Raw genomic sequence first — 17068 nt, 5'->3', positions numbered from 1 at the left:
CGGGGCCGTCTCGGGCCGCGCCCCTAGGGTGGAGGCATGTCGCGCCCAGAGCCTCCGGTCCGTGCACCGGAGGCCGTGCGCCGGTCAGGGGCGACCGCGCCGCTGCTCGGCCTCGCCGCGATCGCCGGACTGTTCGGGGTCCTCATGCTCGCTGCCGCGGGACAGGGCACCCCGCAGTTCTCGTCGTCACAACCGGAGAGCACGCCGCCGCCCCCGGAGGACCTCGTCCTCCCGGTCCCGTCGACGACCGGGACACCACCGCCCCCGGAGTCCTGGGGCGAATCCGCTCTCGCGCAGATTCTCGGGGTGGTCTTCGGGGCGCTGCTGACGCTGGCCGTCCTCGCCCTCGTCCTCGTGGTCCTGCGTCAGCTCCTCCGCTTCCTCCGACGGCTGTGGCAGGCACGTCCGCTCGATCGTCGTGAGGTCACCGCTGCCGCCGGGGAGGACGGTGGCAGCACTCCCGCGGTACCTCCGAACGAGGAGGTCATCCGCCGCGGGGTCTCCGCCGCGTTGCGCACCGTGACAGCGAGGCCCGATCCCGGTGATGCGATCGTCGCCGCGTGGGTCGGACTGGAGGAATCCGCCGCCGACGCCGGCCACGGTCGCGGAGCCGCCGAGACGCCGGCGGAGTTCACGGCCCGGGTGGTCGGTGCCCGCCGGAGCATCGCGGCCGACGTGCTCCGGCTCCAGGGGCTGTACGAGCGGGTCCGCTTCGGTGGGCTGGTCGCGGACGAGCAGGACCGACAGAGCGCCGTGGTCGCCCTCCGGGGCATCAAGGAGGGGTGGCGGTGAAGGGCATCGTCGTGACGGTGATCAGCGCCCTCATCGGGGCCGCTCTCCCCACCGTGCTCCTCGTGCTCGGAGTGCCTGCCGCCTTCGCCGTGGCCTGGACCCTCCTCCTGCTCGCGGTGGTCGCGGCCACTCGGCAGGTCTTCGTCGACGAGGCGGTCGTGTGGCCGCCGGAGGCGCCGCGGCCGGAATCGCGCGGCTCGGACGTGTCGCGGATGGCCTGGGCGATCAACACCCGCACGGGCGTCGCCGGGCACGTCGTCGTGCGGCGCGTGCAGGGGGTCGTCCGGCGGCGCCTCGCCCATCGCGGCCTCGACCTCGACGATCCTGACGACCACCCGCGCATCGACGCGATGCTGGGGGACGGCGTTCGGGCGTCCCTGCACGCGCGTGACGTGCAGCGTGCCGACATCGAGCACGCCCTCGACGCCCTCGATCGCATCCCTACCGACACGGAGGAGACTTCATGACCAACGATGAGACCGCGCAGATCGCCGACGTCGGACGCCGCGTGCTCGCCGGCGTCCGGACAGCGGTGGTCGGGATGGACGAGCCTCTGACTCTGGCGCTCGCCACGATCCTTGCCGGGGGACATGTGCTCTTCGAGGACGTCCCCGGCCTCGGCAAGACGCTCGCCGCGCGGAGTCTGGCGGGGGCCCTCGGCCTGGACTTCCGTCGGCTGCAGTGCACTCCTGACATGCTTCCCGGCGACGTCACCGGCTCGTATGTGTACTCGCCCTCGACCGGAGAGTTCGCCTTCCGCCCCGGCCCCCTCTTCACGGGCCTGCTGCTCGCGGACGAGATCAACCGGACGACGCCGAAGACGCAGTCGGCGATGCTCGAGGCCATGGCCGAGCGCCAGGTGACGGTGGAGGGCAATCGGTTCGCCCTCCCACGGCCGTTCCACGTGATCGCGACCTCGAACCCGATCGAGTACGAGGGGACGTACGCGCTGCCCGAAGCCCAGCTCGACCGGTTCATGGTGCGGCTCGCCGTGGGCTATCCCGGCGCTGAGGAGGAGGCGCGCATCATCCTCGACCGCGTCGAGCGGCAGAGCCCGGATGTCGAGGTCGCACCCGTTCTGGACGCGGAGGGCCTCCAGCGTCTTCAGGCCGCGGTCGAGCGCATCCACGTCGATCCCGACGTCGTGCGGTACGCCGTCGAACTCGCCCGCGCCACCCGCGAGGCGGCGACGGTGGCCGTCGGCGCGTCCCCGCGCGGCTCGCAGGCGCTCGTCCTCCTCGGCCGCGCGCTCGCCGCCCTGGACGGCCGGGCGTATGTGCGGCCGGACGACATCAAGCGCATCGCGGTGCCCGTCCTCGCTCACCGCCTGACGCTGACGCCGCAAGCCTGGGCGCAGGGCGTCGATCCGCGGACGGTGGTGGACGCGGCGCTGGCTCGGACGCCGGTGCCTCCGACGGTCGCGACGACGCCGTGACGGACGAGACGGCGGTCGAGTCCACCGCCGCACTCACGTGGCGGCGCACGCCGGTCATCGCGCTCGGCATCGCCGGCGGCGCGATCCTCGCGGCGGTCGGGCTCGCCTCCTCGCGTCCGGACGTCGTCGCCCTCGGGCTGCCGCTGGCGCTGACCGCGGGCTGGGCGCTCCTCTCGCGCCCCCGTCCCGGACACGCACGCATCGCGCTGCGGGCCCAGGCCGTCGGCGACGGTGACCGCCCGGAGGTGCGGACCACCGTGGACGTGCTGCTGACGGCCGACGCCGTCCAGGTCGCGGTGGATCAGGACGGGCGGCGGACCGGCCTCGCGGACGTGCGGCCCGGCGCCGCGTGCGTCACGGCCCGCAGTGCTCTGCAGCACTCCGGGCCGAGTGAGCCGCTCGGCGTGACCGCGCGGGGATCCGACCTCGACGGTGCGTGGGTCACGGGGCTCCTTCCCCGGACGGCCGTCGCCTGGAACGCGCCCCCGCGCGGCGTGCGGATCAGCACCCTCCCGGTGGCGCCGCGACTCACCGGACTCCACGGTGCCCATCCGGGCTCGCGCCCCGGTCAGGGTGGGGACTTCCGCGACATCCAGCCCTTCGTCCCGGGGGATGAGCTCCGGCGGGTCGACTGGCGGGCGACCGCGCGAGCCGCCCGTCGCCCCGGCGACCTCCTGGTGCGCAGGGACGACGCGCTGAGCGATTCCTCGGTGGTCATCGCGATCGACACCGCGGAAGACCTGGGTGCCGTCGTCGCCGCGTGGGGGAGCGGCGACGCCGATCGCTCCGGGGTCACGTCGCTCGATCACGCGCGTGAGGCTGCCCTCGCGATCGCCACGGCCGCCATCGGCGTCGGGGACCGGGTCGCCTATCACGCCCTCTCCCCGGACGGGGTGTCGCTGCCGTCCGGTGGAGGAGTGCGGCACCTCGCCCGTCTCCGCCGCGCCATCGCGGCCACCGGCCTCGGCGCCGACCCCTCGTATCGTCGCTCGCCGGTGGTGCCGCCCGGCTCGATCGTCTTCGTGCTCTCGACGTTCGTCGACGGGGTCGCCGCGCGGCTGGCGACGAGCTGGCGTGCCGCGGGCCACGCCGTCGTGGCGGTCGACGTGCTCCCTGTGCCGGAGGCGACCCGCCTCACCAGGGAACAGCGGATCGCGCTTCGCGCGCTGCTCGCCGAACGCGCCGACATCCTGACGGAGCTGGACCACGCGGGCATCGAGGTGGTGCCGTGGTCGAGCGGAGCCGATGCGGCGATGCGGCTGGCGGCGCGTCGTCTCACGCGCCGGGGGACGGGGCGCCGATGAGTCGTTCCGTCCGCTCGTTCCGCACCGGCGCCGCGGTGCCGGGCATCGTCATCCGGCTCGCGATGGTCGCCGTGGCCGCCGGCGGGGCCCTGATGCTCATCCCGTTCCCGCTGTGGCAGGGCATCGCGGTGCTCGCCGCGCTCGTCGCCGTCGCGATCCCGCGCAGCCTCGCCGCCTGGGTGGCGCTCGCGTGCCTGCCGTTCGGGGTGATCCTCACCGAGCCGGATCCCGGCCGGACGGCGCTGGCGCTGCTGTGCGTGCATGCTCTGCACGTGTGCGCGTCGCTGAGTCTCGTGGTGCCGCCGTCCTCGCGTGTGGCCCTCCCGGTCCTGCTTCCGACCGCCGGCCGCTTCCTCACGGTCCAGCTGCTCGCCCAGCCGGTCGCGTTCGGAGTCTGGCTGCTCACCGAGCGGGAGATCACCGGGACGACCGCGCTCCTGGCACCGGTCGCCGCGGCGATGCTGCTGGGTGGGGTCCTGCTCGCGGTCCGCGCTGCGAGACGGGCCGACGTGGCGGCCGCAGGAACCGGGGCGTTCGGCGTTCTCGGAGCCGATGTCCGTGGCCCCTCGTAGACTTGTTCGGTGCCCATCGTCCCCGTTGCTTCCCCAGGAAAACTCAGTGTCCGCGGCGCCCGCGTGCACAATCTCAAGAACGTCGACATCGACATCCCCCGTGACTCGCTGGTGGTCTTCACCGGCCTCTCCGGATCGGGGAAGTCGAGCCTCGCCTTCGACACGATCTTCGCCGAGGGGCAGCGCCGGTACGTCGAGTCGCTGAGCGCCTACGCGCGGCAGTTCCTCGGTCAGGTCGACCGGCCGGACGTCGATTTCATCGAGGGGCTGAGCCCGGCGGTGTCGATCGATCAGAAGTCGACGAACCGCAACCCGCGGTCGACGGTCGGCACGATCACCGAGATCTACGACTACATGCGTCTGCTCTGGGCGCGTATCGGCGTTCCGCACTGTCCGGTGTGCGGCGAGAAGATCCAGCGGCAGACCGTCCAGCAGATCGCCGACCAGCTCATGGAGCTCCCGGAGCGCACCCGCTACCAGGTGGTCGCGCCGATCGTCTCCCAGAAGAAGGGCGAGTTCGTCGACCTGTTCCGGGAGCTCGGGGCGAAGGGCTACTCGCGGGCGATCGTCGACGGCGAGCTCATCCAGCTGGCCGAGCCTCCGACGCTCAAGAAGAGCTACAAGCACGACATCGCGGTGGTCGTCGACCGCCTCGTCGCCTCGCCCGACATCCTCGGACGCGTGACCGACTCGGTGGAGACCGCTCTCGGTCTCGCCGGTGGGGTCGTGCAGATCAACTACGTGGACGGCGAGGGCGACGACGCCTGGCAGACGTTCTCGGAGAAGCTCGCGTGCCCGAACGGCCACGCGCTCACCCTCACCGAGATCGAGCCGCGCACGTTCTCCTTCAACGCGCCGTTCGGTGCCTGCCCCGCCTGCTCGGGCCTCGGCACCCGCATGTCGGTGGACGTCGATCTGATGCTCGGCGACGAAGACCTCTCGATCCGCGAGGGCGTCATCATCCCGTGGACCACGCAGGGCAAGGGGCTCTTCCAGTACTACGAGCGCCTGCTCGAAGGACTCTCCCGCGACCTCGACTTCTCCCTCGACACCCCGTGGCGCGAACTGCACTCCGACGTCAAGGAAGCAGTCCTGCGCGGAGAGAACTACAAGGTCACCGTCAAGTGGAAGAACCGCTACGGCCGTGAGATGCGCTACGCCTCCGGATTCGAGGGCGTGGTGCCGTACATCGAGCGGCAGTACCTGCAGGCCGAGTCCGACACCCAGCGCAGCCGGTGGGGCGAGTACCTCCGCGAGGTCCCGTGCCCGGTCTGCAACGGCGACCGTCTCAAGCCCGAGGTGCTGGCCGTGCAGGTGCACGGCCACTCCATCGCCGAGGTCTCCCACCTGAGCCTGGCCGACGCCCGGGCGTTCATGGAGAAGCTGCATCTCACCGACCGCGAGGCCAAGATCGCCGCCCAGGTGCTCCGTGAGATCCGCCTGCGCCTCGACTTCCTCCTCCAGGTCGGTCTGTCCTACCTCAACCTCAGCCGTTCGGCCGGCTCGCTGTCGGGTGGCGAGGCCCAGCGCATCCGCCTCGCCACGCAGATCGGCTCCGGTCTCACCGGCGTGCTCTACGTCCTCGACGAACCGTCGATCGGACTGCACCAGCGCGACAACCGCCGGCTCATCGAGACGCTGCTCACGCTGCGCGACCTCGGGAACACCCTGATCGTCGTCGAGCACGACGAGGAGACCATCGAGGCCGCGGATTGGGTGGTCGACATCGGCCCGGGCGCCGGCGTGAACGGCGGTGCCGTGGTCCACTCCGGGCCCTACTCGGCGCTGCTCGCCGACACCGAATCGATGACCGGGGACTACCTCTCGGGCCGTCGGGAGATCCCGATGCCGGCGAAGCGCCGCAAGATCGACAAGAAGCGCATGCTCAGCGTCGTGGGCGCCCGCGCCAATAACCTCCGCAACGTCACGGCCGACTTCCCGCTCGGCGTGCTGACCGCGGTCACCGGCGTCAGCGGATCCGGGAAGTCGTCCCTCGTGAACGACATCCTGTATCAGGTGCTCGCGTCGCGGCTCAACGGGGCGCGGACGGTGCCGGGCAAGCACACGCGCGTGACCGGGCTCGACAACCTCGACAAGGTCGTGCACGTCGACCAGGCGCCGATCGGCCGCACCCCGCGATCGAACCCGGCGACCTACACCGGTGTCTTCGACCGCATCCGCACGCTCTTCAGCGAGACGCCCGAGGCGAAGGTCCGCGGCTACCAGCCCGGACGCTTCAGCTTCAACGTCAAGGGCGGACGCTGCGAGGCGTGCTCGGGCGACGGCACGATCAAGATCGAGATGAACTTCCTCCCGGACGTGTACGTGGACTGCGAGGTGTGCCACGGCAAGCGGTACAACCGCGACACCCTCGCCGTGCACTACAAGGGCAAGAACATCGCCGAGGTGCTGGAGATGCCCATCGAGGAGGCGGCCGAGTTCTTCGAGCCGATCCAGGCCATCCACCGCTACATGAAGACCCTGGTCGACGTGGGGCTGGGATACGTGCGCCTCGGGCAGTCGGCGACGACGCTGTCGGGCGGTGAGGCGCAGCGCGTGAAGCTCGCGACCGAGCTCCAGCGTCGCAGCAACGGCCGGAGCATCTATGTGCTCGACGAGCCGACGACGGGTCTGCACTTCGAAGACGTGCGCAAGCTCCTCGAGGTGCTGAACGGTCTGGTCGACAAGGGCAACACGGTCATCGTGATCGAGCACAACCTCGACGTGATCAAGTCGGCCGACTGGGTGATCGACCTGGGTCCGGAGGGCGGTTCCGGCGGCGGCACGATCCTCGCCACCGGCACGCCGGAGCAGATCGCGCGGGTCGAGGAGAGCCACACCGGCCAGTTCCTCGCCGAGATCCTGGGTGAGGGGCGCTCCGCGCGGAAGGCCAGCTGATGGCCGACGTGCTGCCGTACAAGCCCCGGGCGGGCGAGATCCCGACCGACCCGGGGGTGTACCGGTTCCGCGACGCCAACGGCCGGGTGCTGTACGTCGGGAAGGCGAAGAACCTCCGTCAGCGGCTGTCGAACTACTTCGCTCCGCTGCGGACACTGCACGAGCGCACGCGCCGGATGGTGACGACGGCGGCGTCGGTGGAGTGGACCGTCGTGCCCACCGACGTCGATTCCCTCCAGCTCGAGTACATGTGGATCAAGGAGTTCGATCCGCCGTTCAACGTCAAGTACCGGGACGACAAGTCGTACCCGTTCATGGCGGTGACGCTCGGGGACGAGGCGCCGCGTGTGCTGGTCACCCGCAACCGGAAGATCGCCGGGGCCCGCTACTTCGGTCCGTACCCGAAGGTCTGGGCGGTGCACGAGACCATCGACCTGATGATCAAGGCGTTCCCGATCCGCACGTGCAGCGACGCCAGTTACAAGCGGGCGATGCAGACGGGGCGCCCGTGCTTCCCCGGGCAGATCGGCAAGTGCGGCGGGCCGTGTTCGATGACGGTGTCGATCGAGGAGCATCGCGCCATGGTCGACGACTTCGTCGCATTCATGGCGGGCGGTGACGAACGCTTCACCCGTGAGCTCACGCAGCGCATGCTCGCGGCGTCGGCGGCCATGGACTACGAGGCGGCCGCGAAGTACCGTGACAAGCTCTCGGCGATCGAGGCCGTGCTCGGCAAGAGCGCCCTCGTGCTCCCGGCCGACGAGGACGCCGACCTGTTCGGCATCGCGGAGGACGAGCTCGCCGCCGCCGTGCAGCACTTCGTCATCCGCGGCGGTCGTGTTCGAGGCGTCCGGGCCCTGACGATCGAGAAGGAGATCGACATCACGGGTGGGGAGCTCGTGGAGCAGGTCCTTCAGCAGGCGTACGGCGAGGCCCAGGACGTGCCGCGCCGCATCCTCGTCCCGGTGCTTCCGGACGACGCCTCCGAGCTGGAGGTGTGGCTGCGCGAGCGCCGGGGCCGGAAGGTCGAGATCGCCGTGGCGCATCGCGGCCAGCGCGCCGACCTCATGCGCACGGCCACCCTGAACGCCCAGCAGGCGCTGATCAGGCACAAGACGCGTCGGACGAGCGACTACGTCGCGCGCACGCAGGCGCTCACCGATCTCCAGGAGGCGCTGGGGATGGAGGAGGCACCGCTCCGGATCGAGTGCTTCGACATCTCGCACCTCGGGGGCACCAACGTGGTGGCGTCCATGGTCGTGTTCGAGGACGGGCTGCCGCGCAAGGACCAGTACCGCACCTTCAACATCGCGGAGACCACCGACGACACCGACTCCATGTACCAGGTGCTGCGGCGTCGGCTCGCCTACCTCGACCGCCCGGAAGAGCAGGAGACCGTCGACCCCACCACCGACGAGGTGGTCGCGGAAGACGTCGGCGAGGCGGGGGTGCGCCGGAAGCCCCGGTTCGCCTACCCGCCGCAGCTGCTGCTCGTGGACGGCGGTCAGCCGCAGGTCGAGGCCGCCGCGCGGGCACTGCGCGACGCCGGACACACGGAGATCGCGGTCTGCGGCATCGCCAAGCGTCTGGAGGAGATCTGGTTGCCGGGAGACGACTTCCCGGTCATCCTGCCGCGGACCAGCGAATCCCTCTACCTGCTCCAGCGTCTTCGCGACGAGGCGCATCGGTTCGCAATCACGCACCAGCGCAAGAAGCGCAAGAAGGACATCACCACGGTGCTCGCCGAGGTCCCTGGTCTCGGGGCCTCGCGGATCAAGGTCCTCCTCAAGCACTTCGGGTCGGTCACCGCGCTGCGTGCCGCGGAACCGCAGCAGATCCAGGAGGTCCAGGGGATCGGTCCGGTGCTCGCCCAGAACATCCATACGCACCTGTCCACTCGCTAGGCTGGGAGGCCGAGGGGGAGAAGGAGCAGTGAGCGATGTCTGACGGGGAACAGGGCGAATTCCTCATCGTCACCGGGATGTCCGGCGCGGGTCGGACCACGGTGGCGAACGCGCTGGAGGATCTCAGCTGGTACGTCGTCGACAACCTGCCGCCGCAGATCCTCCGACCGCTGCTCGATCTCACCGGCATGGGGGGCGACGCGCTGCCGAAGGTCGCGGCGGTGGTCGACGTGCGCGGCCGCAACCTCTTCGACGACTTCCCGGGTGTCGCTCGCGTGCTGCGCACCAGGGGATCCATCCGCGTGCTCTTCCTCGACGCCTCGGACGACGTCCTCGTCCGTCGCTTCGAGGCCGTACGGCGCCCGCATCCGCTGCAGGGCGACGGCACCCTCCTCGACGGCATCCGGACCGAGCGCGCCCGGCTCGCCCCGATCCGCGAGGCCGCGGATCTGGTGATCGACACCTCGGCGTTGAACATCCACCAGCTCGCGACCAAGGTCTCGGACATCTTCTCGGAGGAGGGCGAGGCGCGGCACCGGGTCACCCTGCTCAGCTTCGGCTTCAAGTACGGGCTGCCCACCGACGTCGACGTCGTGGCCGACATGCGCTTCCTCCCGAACCCGTATTGGAACGAGGACCTGCGCGGTCTCACGGGGCAGGACGAGACCGTGAGGGAGTACGTGCTCTCCCGGGACGGCGCGGAGGAGTTCCTCGACGCCTACGCGAAGGCTCTCGTGCCCGTCCTCGAGGGGTATCAGCGCGAGAACAAGAGCCACTCCACGATCGCCATCGGGTGCACGGGCGGCAAGCACCGTTCGGTCGCCATGTCCGAGGAGCTCGCCCGTCGACTGGCGGGAATCCCGGGCGTCGCGGTCAACGTCCGCCACCGTGACCTCGGCAGGGAATAGGCCCCCGAGCGAGTAAGCTGGAGGTTTGCGTCGCGACCCGGCGCGTGAACGTGAAGGAGTCTCGTGGCACTAACCACCGACGTCAAGGCTGAGCTCGTCAGCATCCGCAATGCACCTCCGACGGTGCGCGTCGCTGAGGTGACGGCCATCCTCCGGTTCGCCGGTGGTCTGCACTCCATCGCCGGCCGTGTGGCGGTGGAAGCGGAGGTCGATGCCGAGACCCTCGCCCGCCGTGTGGCCCGCGACCTCGCCGAGATCTACGGCGTCCGCCCGGAGATCGCCCAGGTGCAGTCGAGCACCGCCAACGACGGCGCCCGCTGGGCCGTCCGCGTCATCGCGCAGGGGGAGACCCTGGCCCGCCAGACCGGACTGCTCGACCAGCGTCGCCGCCCGGTCCGCGGACTGCCGAACCGCCTCACCACGGGGTCCCGTGCGGAGATCGCCGGCCTCTGGCGCGGGGCCTTCCTCGCCGCGGGTTCGCTGAGCGAGCCGGGCCGCTCCGCGATGCTCGAGGTCGCCTGCCCGTCGTCCGAGGCCGCCATGGCGCTCGTGGGTGCCGCCCACCGCCTCGGTGTCGCCGCGAAGGCGCGCGAGGTCCGCGGGCTTCCCCGCGTCGTCGTGCGCGAGGGGGAGGCGATCCGCACCATCCTCAGCGAGATGGGCGCCCAGCGCACCGCTCTCGCGTGGGAGGAGCTGCGACAGCGCCGCGAGGTGCGCGCCGGCGTCAACCGTCTCGTCAACTTCGACGACGCGAACCTCCGCCGTTCCGCGCAGGCCGCCGTGGCGGCATGCGCCCGGGTCGAGCGCGCTCTCGAGATCCTGGCCGACGAGGTGCCCGACCACCTCCGTGTCGCCGGCGAGCTTCGCCTCGCACACCGCGACGCCAGCCTCGACGAGCTCGGTCACCACGCCGACCCTCCGCTCACGAAGGACGCGGTGGCCGGCCGCATCCGCCGCCTGCTGGCGATGGCGGACAAGCGCGCGCAGCAGGAGGGCATCCCGGGGACCGAGGCCGCCGTCCCCGCCGGTCTCGACGTCTGACTCGGGTGACGCCGCCCTGGACGGCGTGTCAACCCCCGGAAGGATCCGGACACCCGAGGCGTTGTCGTCAGTAGGATGAAAGTCGTCCGCTCTCCGTCGCACATCGGCGACGCGGAGCATCGGCAAGCGCCGCGGCGCGGCGCGGATTGGATGAATGCGATATGGCAACCTACACGCTCCCCGACCTTCCCTACGACTTCGCCGCTCTCGAGCCGCACATCAGCGGCAAGATCATGGAGCTGCACCACGACAAGCACCACGCGACCTACGTCGCGGGCGCCAACACCGCCCTGGAGCAGCTGGCCGAGGCCCGCGAGAGCGGCAACCTCGCGAACGTGAACAAGCTCGAGAAGGACCTCGCGTTCAACCTCGGCGGCCACGTCAACCACTCGATCTTCTGGACCAACCTCTCGCCGAACGGCGGCGGCCAGCCCGAGGGCGAGCTCAAGGCGGCCATCGACGAGTACTTCGGCTCCTTTGAGAAGTTCCAGGCGCACTTCACCGCCGCCGCCACCGGGATCCAGGGTTCCGGCTGGGCCGTCCTGAGCTGGGACTCGATCGGCTCGCGCCTCATCATCCAGCAGCTCTTCGACCAGCAGTCGAACACCGCGCAGGGCACCATCCCGCTGTTCCAGCTGGACATGTGGGAGCACGCCTTCTACCTCGACTACCTCAACGTGAAGGCCGACTACGTCAAGGCCGCGTGGAACATCGCCAACTGGGAGAACGTCGCCCAGCGCCTCGAGGTCGCCCGTCAGCAGACGAACGGCCTGCTGGTACTGTCGTAATCGGGTCGCGTCCCGGCGGGCCCACGGCTCGTCGGGGCGCCATCTCAGCCAAAAAACCCGCGCATGGCGCACGCTCGACGGCGGCGCTCGGCGCATGAGAAACAGGGAGACCTGAGTGTCTGTCAAGATCGGTATCAACGGCTTCGGCCGCATCGGACGCAACTACTTCCGCGCAGCTCTCGCGCAGGGAGCAGACCTTGAGATCGTCGCGGTCAACGACCTCACCGACAACAAGACCCTGGCACACCTGCTGAAGTACGACTCGGTCAGCGGCGTCCTCGACGCCGAGATCACGTACGACGACGACAGCATCACCGTCGACGGCAAGGAGATCAAGGCCTTCGCAGAGCGTGACCCCGCCAACCTCCCGTGGGGCGAGCTGGGCGTGGACATCGTCATCGAGTCGACCGGCTTCTTCACCAACGCTGACGCCGCGCGCAAGCACATCGACGCCGGTGCGAAGAAGGTCCTCATCTCGGCTCCGGCCACGGGTGACGACCGCACCATCGTCATGGGCGTGAACGAGGAGACGTACAACCCGGAGACGGACCACATCATCTCCAACGCCTCCTGCACCACGAACTGCCTCGCGCCGCTGGCCAAGGTGTTCAACGACGCCTTCGGCATCGACCGCGGCTTCATGATGACGGCCCACGCCTACACCGCCGACCAGAACCTGCAGGACGGTCCCCACAAGGATCTCCGCCGCGCCCGCGCCGCCGCGATCAACATCACGCCGGCCTCGACGGGTGCCGCGAAGGCCATCGGCCTCGTCCTCCCGGAGCTGAACGGCAAGCTCAGCGGTTCCTCCTACCGCGTGCCGGTTCCCACGGGCTCGATCGTCGACCTGACGCTCATCACGGACCGCGAGAACCTCACGGTGGACGAGGTCAACGAGGCCTACAAGAAGGCTGCGGCCGAGGGGCGTCTGGCCGGGTACCTGCAGTACAACGAGGACCCGATCGTGTCGAGCGACATCGTGCACAACCCGCACTCGTCGATCTTCGACTCGACGCTCACCAACGTCAGCGGCAACCTGATCAAGGTCTCGAGCTGGTACGACAACGAGTGGGGCTACTCCAACCGTCTCGTCGACCTGACCGAGTACGTCGCCGAGCGCATCTGAGCTCCGACACATGACTCTGCGCACCCTGGACTCACTGGGTTCGCTCGAGGGCAAGCGCGTCATCGTCCGTTGTGATCTGAACGTCCCCCTGCGGGACGGGGTCATCACGGACGATGGCCGTGTCCGCGCCTCGCTGCCGACCCTGAAGACCCTCATCGACGCGGGCGCCCGCGTCGTCGTCTGCTCGCACCTCGGCCGCCCCGACGGCGCGCCCGACCCGCAGTACAGCCTCGAGCCGGTCGCCCAGCGGCTGTCCGAGCTGCTCGGCGCCCCGGTCGCCTTCGCCGGCGACACCGTGGGCGAGGCCGCGAAGGACGCCGTGGCGTCCCTCGAGAACGGTCAGGTCGTCGTGATCGAGAACCTCCGGTTCAACCCGGGGGAGACGTCGAAGGACGATACCGAGCGCGGTGCCTTCGCGGCGCAGCTCGCGGAGCTCGGCGACGTGCTCGTCTCCGACGGCTTCGGCGTCGTGCACCGCAAGCAGGCGAGCGTCTACGACCTCGCGAAGCTGCTGCCCTCGGCGGCGGGGCTCCTGATCGCGACCGAGCTCGATGTGCTCGATCGCCTCACGGAGAACCCGGAGCGGCCGTACGCGGTGGTGCTCGGCGGGTCCAAGGTGAGCGACAAGCTCGGAGTCATCTCGCACCTGCTGCCGCGGGTGGACGGCATCCTCGTCGGTGGCGGCATGCTCTTCACCTTCCTGAAGGCACAGGGGCACGCCGTCGCGTCGAGTCTCCTCGAGGAGGACCAGCTCGAGACCGTGCGCGGCTACATCGCCGAGGCGGCCGAGCGCGGCGTGGAGCTCGTGCTCCCGACCGACGTGGTCGTCGCCGCCTCCTTCGGTGCGGGCGCGGACCACGAGGTGGCCGCCGCGGACGCGATCGAGGAGACGGCATTCGGCTCGTCGGGCATCGGCCTCGACATCGGGCCGGAGACCGCGGCGCGCTTCGCCGAGGTCATCCGCGGGTCGAAGACCGTGTTCTGGAACGGCCCGATGGGCGTGTTCGAGTTCCCGGCCTTCGCTGCGGGAACCAAGGCGGTCGCGCAGGCACTGACCGAGGTCGACGGCCTCAGCGTGGTCGGCGGCGGCGACTCCGCCGCGGCCGTCCGCCAGCTCGGATTCACCGACGATCAGTTCGGGCACATCTCGACCGGCGGCGGCGCGAGCCTCGAATTCCTCGAGGGCAAGAAACTACCTGGGCTGGAGGTCCTCGGATGGGCGTGAGCTCCCGTACCCCGCTGATCGCGGGCAACTGGAAGATGAACCTGGATCACCTGCAGGCGGTGGCGTTCGTGCAGAAGCTGCACTGGACGCTGAAGGACGCCAAGCACGAGGACGGGTCCGTGGAGGTGGCGGTCTTCCCGCCCTTCACCGACATCCGCAGCGTGCAGACGCTGATCGACGCGGACAAGATCCCGTTCGCGTTCGGTGCGCAGGACGTCTCGGCGCACGACTCCGGTGCGTACACCGGCGAGATCTCCGGGGCGTTCCTGGCGAAGCTCGACGCGAAGTACGTCATCATCGGACACTCCGAGCGTCGCGAGTACCACGCCGAGTCCGACGAGATCGTGGCCGGCAAGGTGAAGGCTGCGCTCAAGCACGGCCTCTCCCCGGTGATCTGCGTGGGCGAGACGGCGGAGGACCTGGAGAAGTTCGGTGCCAGCGCCGTTCCGGCCGGACAACTCGAAGCCGCCCTTCAGGGCGTCTCCCCGTCGGCCGACATCGTCGTGGCGTATGAGCCCGTCTGGGCCATCGGGTCGGGCCAGGCGGCCACCCCGCAACAGGCGCAGGACGTCTGCGCGGCGCTCCGCGGCGTGATCGCGAAGGTCCTCGGCGACGAGGCGGCGGCCCGCACCCGCATCCTCTACGGCGGATCGGTCAAGGCGGCGAACATCGCCAGCTTCATGCGCGAGCCTGACGTGGACGGCGCTCTGGTCGGCGGCGCGAGCCTCGTCGTCGACGAGTTCGCGGCGATCATCCGCTTCGAGAAGCACGTCGGCGTGTGAGTGCGGCGGGGCTCCGGCCCCGCTGCACCGTATACTTGACCGTTACGGGGGCGCTCCGGCCCCAGCGAAAGGCTCTTTCCGTGGCAATTCTCGAGTTCGTCCTGCAGGTCGTGCTGGGCATCACCAGCGTCCTGCTGACTCTCCTCATCCTCTTGCACAAGGGTCGCGGCGGCGGCCTGTCCGACATGTTCGGCGGCGGCATGACCACTGCGGTCGGCTCCTCCGGTCTCGCGGAGCGGAACCTGAACCGCTTCACCGTCGTCCTGGCGCTCACGTGGTTCATCGCCATCGTGGCGCTCGGCCTCATCACGAAGTTCGAGGTGATCTGATGGCTACCGGTGGAAACGCGATCCGCGGTACCCGCGTCGGTTCCGGTCCCATGGGGGAGCAGGACCACGGCTACCACGCCGACCGCATCGCGGTGTCGTACTGGGACGGTCTCGGCAACGAGACGGTCCGCTACTTCGCCGCCGGTCTCCCCGAGGAGGAGATCCCGGAGATCATCGATCACCCGCAGTCCGGTCTTCCGGCCGGGCGCGACAAGGAGAACCCTCCTGCCGTCGCCAAGGCCGAGCCGTACAAGACGCACCTGGCCTACGTGAAGGAGCGTCGCACGGACGAGGAGGCCGTCCAGCTCCTGGAGGACGCCCTCACCCAGCTTCGCGAGCGTCGGGGTCAGTGACCGCCGACTGAGCGAGAGGAGAAGCCGCCGTGGTGACCACGGCGGCTTCTTCCGTCTCAGCGGCAGCCGGCCGCCGCGTCGATGTAGTTCTGCGGGGGATACCCGTAGGCCCAAACCCCGTTGGCGTCGTCCGTGAAGCCCATGCTGATCGCCCAGGCCGTCGCCCACTTCTCGATGCTGTCCTGGGTGGACGAGTCGTACATGCCCTCGCACTTCACGCTGATGGCATGGCCCACCTCATGGGCGACGAGCGCGCGGCTGCGTTCGGCGGGCCACTGCTCCGCCACCGAGTCCGACAGCTGGATGACCGCGCGCCCCGGATCGTCCCACCACCAGGTGGTGTACCCGCCCATGCTGCCGTTGTACCCGGCGCCGTTGACGAGCGGGGCCCAGTCGAACTCCAGCAGGACGCCGGGCGCGAGAGACCGCGCGAACGCCTCCACCTCGAGGCGGGCGTTCTGCAGCGGACCGGCCTTCTCCGCGAGCTCGGCGTTCTCCGCGGAGACGACCTCGGTGGCGGCCTGCTGCAGGGCGACATAGGCGGCCGCGGCCGCGTCGTCGACCTCGGTGACGGCGAGAGCGTCGGATGCGGCTCCGCGCAGAGCGATCACGGCGGCGTTGCGAGTGGACGGATGCGCGGTCTCGAAGGCGCCCGCGGCCTCGGCCGCGGCGGTGAGCACGGACACGCCGGTCGTCCGCACCGCGTCCACGCTCGCGGCGGCGGACGCGGAGGCGCTGTCCATCGACTCGGCGACGTCGCGCAGGATGCTCTGGTCCTCGGCGAGACGGCTCGTCGCGGCGAAGAGGTCCCAGAACCAGCCGGGTTTCGTCTCGTCGGCTGGGAGCCGCGTCGCGAGGACGTCCTCGGCCTCGCCGCCGGTGGTCTCGCCCTCCGCCACGGCGGAGTCCAGGGCCGCCCAGAGGCCCTCCGGAACGGCGAGGGCAGGCGCGCCGGTGTCGATGATGACATGGCCGGCATCCGTCGCCGCGATCAGATCGGCGGTCCGCTGCCGGAGTTCCGTCTGCTGGGCGGTCACCGATCGAGTGGCGTCCTCGACCCCGCTGGCGGCCTCGTCGTACCCCTGGTTCGCGACGAGCTGCGTGATGCCGAGACCCGTCAACACCGCGACCGTGCCGACGGTGCCGGCGAGGACGCCCCTGAGCGATCGCCGGTCGCGCGGCGGCCGGGGGACGCCGGACGGCGAGGAGAGGACGGCCGGGAGGCGATGCCCACCCGGAGCCGGCACCATGGCGGTCGCGGCAACCGACGGCGGAGGGGCGGTCACGAGGCGCTCATCTCGGCAGGCCTTCCGGTCGGGAGCTGATCCTGTCAGCGTATTCGACCGAGGTGACAACGTGGAGGGGGTGACGGGAATCGAACCCGCGCAATCAGTTTGGAAGACTGAGACTCTACCATTGAGCTACACCCCCGGAACCGGAGTCCGGACTCCATCGATCATAGCGGACGGTCGGGCATGCTCCTGTCCGTTAGACTCGGTGGGGCTGAATCTGCGTGCGGATTCCCCGGGGCGTAGCTCAGCTTGGTAGAGCGCCCGCTTTGGGAGCGGGAGGTCGCAGGTTCAACTCCTGTCGCCCCGACTCGACCCCACG

16 protein-coding genes and 2 tRNA genes are annotated in these 17068 nt (G+C 70.2%); 16 read left to right on the top strand and 2 right to left on the bottom strand.

All coding sequences use genetic code 11. From position 1 onward, the window contains the following. Nucleotides 1-36 precede the first annotated feature (36 nt). The 15 genes from ACFU8V_RS12575 (at nt 37) to ACFU8V_RS12505 (ending at nt 15457) form a co-directional block, all read left to right on the top strand. A complete protein-coding gene (locus ACFU8V_RS12575; protein ID WP_338566290.1) occupies nt 37-792 on the top strand; it encodes a DUF4129 domain-containing protein in 756 nt (251 codons plus the stop codon). After that, nucleotides 789-1259 carry a hypothetical protein gene (locus tag ACFU8V_RS12570; RefSeq protein ID WP_378871546.1) on the top strand — a complete coding sequence of 157 codons (471 nt, stop codon included), beginning with the start codon at nt 789-791 and terminating at the stop codon, nt 1257-1259. Before ACFU8V_RS12575 ends, ACFU8V_RS12570 begins: the two co-directional genes overlap by 4 nt. After that, on the top strand, nt 1256-2227 hold the full coding sequence (locus ACFU8V_RS12565) for a MoxR family ATPase (RefSeq protein WP_062766806.1): 972 nt from the start codon (nt 1256-1258) through the stop codon (nt 2225-2227). Before ACFU8V_RS12570 ends, ACFU8V_RS12565 begins: the two co-directional genes overlap by 4 nt. After that, the gene (locus ACFU8V_RS12560; protein ID WP_378871543.1) at nt 2224-3531 is read left to right on the top strand and encodes a DUF58 domain-containing protein; all 1308 of its coding nucleotides are present in this window, start codon (nt 2224-2226) and stop codon (nt 3529-3531) included. The genes ACFU8V_RS12565 and ACFU8V_RS12560 overlap by 4 nt, the downstream gene beginning before the upstream one ends. Further along, on the top strand, nt 3528-4103 hold the full coding sequence (locus ACFU8V_RS12555) for a hypothetical protein (protein WP_378871540.1): 576 nt from the start codon (nt 3528-3530) through the stop codon (nt 4101-4103). The genes ACFU8V_RS12560 and ACFU8V_RS12555 overlap by 4 nt, the downstream gene beginning before the upstream one ends. A 9-nt stretch (nt 4104-4112) precedes the next feature. Beyond that, nucleotides 4113-7001, top strand: a complete 2889-nt coding sequence (gene uvrA / locus ACFU8V_RS12550; protein ID WP_025105031.1) for an excinuclease ABC subunit UvrA — start codon at nt 4113-4115, stop codon at nt 6999-7001. Next, nucleotides 7001-8905, top strand: coding sequence for an excinuclease ABC subunit UvrC (gene uvrC, locus ACFU8V_RS12545; protein WP_378871536.1), 1905 nt, complete (start codon nt 7001-7003; stop codon nt 8903-8905). Before uvrA ends, uvrC begins: the two co-directional genes overlap by 1 nt. A gap of 35 nt (nt 8906-8940) precedes the next feature. Further along, on the top strand, nt 8941-9813 hold the full coding sequence (gene rapZ, locus ACFU8V_RS12540; RefSeq protein ID WP_025105029.1) for an RNase adapter RapZ: 873 nt from the start codon (nt 8941-8943) through the stop codon (nt 9811-9813). Between the two features lie 63 nt (nt 9814-9876). Next, nucleotides 9877-10854, top strand: coding sequence for a DNA-binding protein WhiA (gene whiA, locus ACFU8V_RS12535; RefSeq protein WP_025105028.1), 978 nt, complete (start codon nt 9877-9879; stop codon nt 10852-10854). A gap of 161 nt (nt 10855-11015) precedes the next feature. Beyond that, on the top strand, nt 11016-11642 hold the full coding sequence (locus ACFU8V_RS12530; RefSeq protein WP_025105027.1) for a superoxide dismutase: 627 nt from the start codon (nt 11016-11018) through the stop codon (nt 11640-11642). Between the two features lie 115 nt (nt 11643-11757). Then, the gene (gene gap / locus ACFU8V_RS12525; RefSeq protein WP_025105026.1) at nt 11758-12768 is read left to right on the top strand and encodes a type I glyceraldehyde-3-phosphate dehydrogenase; all 1011 of its coding nucleotides are present in this window, start codon (nt 11758-11760) and stop codon (nt 12766-12768) included. A 10-nt stretch (nt 12769-12778) separates the two neighbouring features. Beyond that, nucleotides 12779-13993 carry a phosphoglycerate kinase gene (locus ACFU8V_RS12520; RefSeq protein WP_378871530.1) on the top strand — a complete coding sequence of 405 codons (1215 nt, stop codon included), beginning with the start codon at nt 12779-12781 and terminating at the stop codon, nt 13991-13993. Continuing rightward, the gene (gene tpiA, locus ACFU8V_RS12515) at nt 13984-14775 is read left to right on the top strand and encodes a triose-phosphate isomerase (RefSeq protein WP_025105024.1); all 792 of its coding nucleotides are present in this window, start codon (nt 13984-13986) and stop codon (nt 14773-14775) included. Before ACFU8V_RS12520 ends, tpiA begins: the two co-directional genes overlap by 10 nt. Nucleotides 14776-14855: 80 nt before the next feature. After that, nucleotides 14856-15104, top strand: a complete 249-nt coding sequence (secG, locus tag ACFU8V_RS12510) for a preprotein translocase subunit SecG (RefSeq protein WP_025105023.1) — start codon at nt 14856-14858, stop codon at nt 15102-15104. Next, complete coding sequence (locus ACFU8V_RS12505) at nt 15104-15457, top strand: RNA polymerase-binding protein RbpA (protein ID WP_025105022.1); 354 nt, start codon at nt 15104-15106, stop codon at nt 15455-15457. Before secG ends, ACFU8V_RS12505 begins: the two co-directional genes overlap by 1 nt. Before the next feature lie 56 nt (nt 15458-15513). On the opposite strand, the gene ACFU8V_RS12500 is transcribed toward ACFU8V_RS12505, so the two are convergent. Together ACFU8V_RS12500 and ACFU8V_RS12495 are read right to left on the bottom strand one after the other, a co-directional pair. Further along, on the bottom strand, nt 15514-16743 hold the full coding sequence (locus ACFU8V_RS12500; protein WP_303708651.1) for a hypothetical protein: 1230 nt from the start codon (nt 16741-16743) through the stop codon (nt 15514-15516). A gap of 71 nt (nt 16744-16814) precedes the next feature. Continuing rightward, nucleotides 16815-16888 (bottom strand) — tRNA-Gly (locus tag ACFU8V_RS12495). A gap of 94 nt (nt 16889-16982) precedes the next feature. Here ACFU8V_RS12495 and ACFU8V_RS12490 point away from each other — a divergent pair. Beyond that, nucleotides 16983-17056: transfer RNA gene (locus tag ACFU8V_RS12490), tRNA-Pro, on the top strand. Nucleotides 17057-17068 lie beyond the last annotated feature (12 nt).

The organism is Microbacterium sp. NPDC057658, assembly GCF_042799975.1.
In the GTDB taxonomy this organism is placed as follows: Bacteria; Actinomycetota; Actinomycetes; order Actinomycetales; family Microbacteriaceae; genus Microbacterium.
Note: the sequence above shows the minus strand (reverse complement) of the source record. Positions and strands in the feature narration are given on the sequence as shown.